At 36.5% G+C, this 4,172-nt stretch carries 4 protein-coding genes; 1 reads left to right on the top strand and 3 read right to left on the bottom strand.

Annotation, left to right across the window (positions count from 1 at the left end; translation table 11 throughout):
* Positions 1-18 precede the first annotated feature (18 nt).
* Positions 19-543 (top strand): thioredoxin family protein, encoded by a 525-nt coding sequence (locus ACJAT0_RS12825; protein ID WP_374003033.1) that lies wholly within the window; start codon positions 19-21, stop codon positions 541-543.
* On the opposite strand, the gene ACJAT0_RS12820 is transcribed toward ACJAT0_RS12825, so the two are convergent.
* The 3 genes from ACJAT0_RS12820 to ACJAT0_RS12810 form a co-directional block, all read right to left on the bottom strand.
* Positions 540-2,606, bottom strand: a complete 2,067-nt coding sequence (locus ACJAT0_RS12820) for a ComEC/Rec2 family competence protein (protein WP_415181970.1) — start codon at positions 2,604-2,606, stop codon at positions 540-542. The two genes, ACJAT0_RS12825 and ACJAT0_RS12820, sit on opposite strands and share 4 nt — an antisense overlap.
* A gap of 23 nt (positions 2,607-2,629) precedes the next feature.
* Positions 2,630-3,349, bottom strand: coding sequence for a C40 family peptidase (locus ACJAT0_RS12815; protein ID WP_415181969.1), 720 nt, complete (start codon positions 3,347-3,349; stop codon positions 2,630-2,632).
* Position 3,350: 1 nt separating this feature from the next.
* Positions 3,351-4,172 (bottom strand): lipid-A-disaccharide synthase (locus tag ACJAT0_RS12810; protein ID WP_415181968.1); only part of this gene is annotated, 822 nt, incomplete at its 5' end.

Genomic DNA, 4,172 nt, shown 5'->3' with positions numbered 1-4,172 from the left:
TTTTTGTAAATTCACCCTATGAAACTATTCCCTATTGTATTTCTTTTGTTTTCGGCATTTGGCTTTTCTCAGGTGAACTGGATGACTATGAATGAAGCCCTTACAGCACAAAAAAAAGAACCTCGCAAGATCTTAATGAAGTCTTATACAGAATGGTGTCCAAATTGTAAATGGATGGATAAGTACGCTTTTTCCAAAGCAGACATTGCCACCTTTATCAACGAGAATTATTATCCAGTAAGCTTTGATGCTGAAGGAACAGAAGTTATTAATTACAAAGGCGCCACCTATTCAAATCCTTTTAAAAAGCGCAACGACCGTGCTCAACACCAGTTTGCAGAGTTTATAAGAATATTCGAATATCCCACACTCGTGTTCTTTGATGAAAACGGAACCATTATCAATCCTGTACCAGGAAAATTAGATGCTAAAAAATTAGAAATCTACATCACTATGCTCGCCGGTGAGATCTACAAATCCATCAATACTGGTAAAAAATGGAATGATTATCAGAGTGATTTTAAATACAAATTGCAGGGTTAATACACCCGTATAGCTCCTACTTCATACGTATGTAGCAATTCAATACCCATTTTATCACAAGTTACTTTCCAACCGCTTACTACATTCCTATAATTAGAACCGTCTGCAATGATTAATTTGGGTTGGGTTTCTAAAATCAATCGTTCCAAATTTATTTTAGGGGAATAAGAAAGTAATATGGTGGTGTTTTTAATAGACGTATCATAAATACCATTTTCTCCTATAACTATCAATTGTACGCCTTTATATGCCACTATATTTTTTAAAACGGCTGTAGATAATTCTTTATTCCTATGGTTTTCTATCGCTTTTAATCGGTCCAGGCTATGTACAGCTCTTACTGAATCCATAACATGCAAATCCGTCAGTAATACAGCATGATTTTGATTGCTCAAACTTACTGCAGTTCCAGTAGATTGATGCAATACAACAAATTGATCCTCTCTATACGCATACTTTTCAAAGCTTTTTGCTCCTATCAAAAGAATAACAGCGGTGAGACTCAAATGCAACATCCAATTTGGTTTTTTAAGGTAAAAACGCTCTCTTTTACTCCTCTTAAAATAGGGTAGTAAGAATAAAATTAAACTGAATAAAGCTATATAAATCAAGACGGCTTCCCAGAAAGAGATATGTACCTCTCTGATAATAAACGCATCTAAAGAACTAATTTTAGCGACGGTTTCAATAATAAATTCAAGAATTACATTTAAACTTGAGGCGAGCCAATCTGTAGGAACTCCAATCAATAGAAGAACAATCAACAATAAGGCTGATCCTATAATCCATGGCAATAGAGGAAGCAATAACATATTACCTAGAATAAATAATCCGGGAAACTGATGGAAATAAAATAAACTTACTCCGGCCACTCCGATTTGTGCTGCAAAAGTAACCGTAAATATGCTCCAAAAAAAATCTTTGACCTTATGGCGCCAGGTCCATAATCCAGAAAGCACTGGCTGGATCAAAACGATGGAAAATACCGCTGTATAACTCAACTGAAACCCTACCTGAAACAACAATCGTGGATCGTAAATCAATAACACAAAAGCAGACAAGGTTAATCCGTGATAAACAGAGCCTTTGCGTTTCAGATTCATTCCTACTGCAACAAAAGAAAACATAGTAACTGCTCTCATAATAGAGGGAGACATACCTGTGAGTAATGCAAAAGACCACAATAAAATAATAAGAACCGCACTTTGGATCCAGCGGCCGTATTTCAATCTCAAAATTCGCCTCGTGAGAAATTTTAGAATCAACAGAATAATCCCTACATGTAATCCACTCAATGCGAGAATATGAATCACTCCTGCATCTCTAAAGCTTTTAGTCAATTCTGGATCCACATTCTGTCGTTGTCCTAAGACCAACGCTTCAATCATCCCTCGCGGTTTCTCATTTAGACTACTCGATGCAAGTTTATTTAGTATGTTGTTTCTAATATTTAAAAGGAAACTTAATTTTTCAGCACCACTTTCACTACTGAGTATCCTAAGTTCATCTACATAAATCTGACCGTATACATCTATAGATTTCAAGTATTTTCTATAATCAAAATCACCAGGATTACGAGCGAATGCGGGTAAATTTACACTCTCATAAACCCTTATTACATCGCCTACTTTGTAGTTTAAACTGTCAGATCTTTTAAATAAAATCAAGGTTTTCCCGGAAACAATTTCTTTATCCAGCACTTCTACCTCCGCATAGAAACGATCATTGTATGCATTAGGCGTTAATCGTTGTTCTAATTTAAACCTCAAAACATGATCTTCACCTTGAACCTGTTTATTGATAAAGTGGTTCTCTGCAAGTTTATTTTGAAGCTGTAAATAAATGCCTCCTAAGAAAAAGAAAAAACTATAAACGGATAGCGCAAAAAGCAACTTTGACACTAGCCTGTACTTGTAGACGAGTAGAAAAGGTATAGAAATGACAAAAGAAGTTGCTAAACCATATAGAAACAGGTCAGAATTGACTTCTAAAATTCTGGAATATATAATTCCAGCTACTAGAAACAGTAAGATTCTATAAAACGGATAATCAAGCCAGCGCATGACTAAATATAAAAAAAAGTATTTTAATCGATTCTTCCAGCTCTTAAAAAAGCGTTTATCCAGTAGGTTTCATTTAAAGTGGATGTGATCACACCTCTGGAGGTAGTGGAATGAATAAATTCAATTTCTCCAGGTGTTACAAGCGTTATAAGTGCTACATGATTGACCTGTCGTTTATTTTTACCTGTTGCAAAGAATAGAAAATCCCCTTTACGCACCTCATCAAGGTCCAATCCTTTAGCCACTAAAGACAACGTGCGACTGCTGCGCGGCATGGTTTTTCCGGCTTCCATAAATGCAGCTCCTATAAGGCCACTGCAGTCCATTCCTTTGCTAGTTGTGCCTCCATAACGGTATTTCACTCCTTGATAACTCATCGCATTCTCCACAACTTTATTTATAAAATCGTTAGTTTCTGCGTAAGGCTTTTCGTTAGTTGTCCTTTCTATTTGCTCTTCTTCTTTTTCTATAGCTACTTTCACAGTACGATTAGTTCTGGGTCTAGAAACAGCTCTCGCGTCATTATTTTCTGCAGCTTCTTTTTTAGTCGTTACAACACTGGGCTTGGAACTTCCACAAGAGGTCAATCCTAAAAATAATAGTATGAGTAACAGAACTGCAACGCTATTTTTACAATGGTTTTTGTTAGCGTTTTCTCTTGTGTTTGTTCTCCTTTCGCAAAAGCGAAACAAAAATAGAGGTGTCGAAATGTTGGGATACGAAAGCGGAATTATAAAGATCATGCTACTTTTTTATATCTTTATAAATAAGCTTTGCAGTATGCTCGCTTGCACCGATGCCACCTAATTTTTTCTCTAATTCAAAATAGTCCGTAAATACACGATTGCGGTGTGTAGGATCGAGAATGAGGTCCAGTTCTTGTTTTAAACTCCTTTTATTAAAATCAGCTTGAATCAACTCGGTTACTACAGGTTGATCCATGATGAGATTCACAAGTGAAATGTAATCTAATTTCACAATTCTCTTAGCAATCTGGTAGCTTATGGAACTTCCTTTATAACAAACTACCTGCGGCACCTTAAAAAGTGCTGTCTCTAGTGTAGCCGTGCCAGAAGTCACTAAAGCAGAGTGACAAAGACTCATCAAATCATAGGTGCGATTCATGACCAGCGTTACTGGATAGTCTTTAAGATAGCTGCTATAAAAGGATTCCTCCTGACCTGGAGCACCGGCGATAACAAACTGATATTTGGGATATTGATCTACCATTTCTAGCATCACCTTCAACATTTTTTTAATTTCTTGCTTGCGACTTCCTGGCAACAAAGCGATAAGAGGTCTATCGTCCAATTGATAGGTCGCGAGAAATTTAGTATGATCCACAGATTGTCTTTGAGCAATCGCATCTATTAGAGGATGTCCCACAAAATGAACTGGAAATTGATGCTTTTGCTCGTAAAATTCCTTCTCAAATGGTAAGATCACATACATCTCGTCTACATCTCGCTTTATATCTTTTATACGGCCTTCCTTCCAAGCCCATATTTGCGGTGAAATATAGTAATGATTGCGATACCCTTTTAATTTTGCCCATTTCATGATCCT

Origin of the sequence: Nonlabens sp. (assembly GCF_047636915.1) — a bacterium.
GTDB lineage: Bacteria > Bacteroidota > Bacteroidia > Flavobacteriales > Flavobacteriaceae > Nonlabens.
Note: the sequence above shows the minus strand (reverse complement) of the source record. Positions and strands in the feature narration are given on the sequence as shown.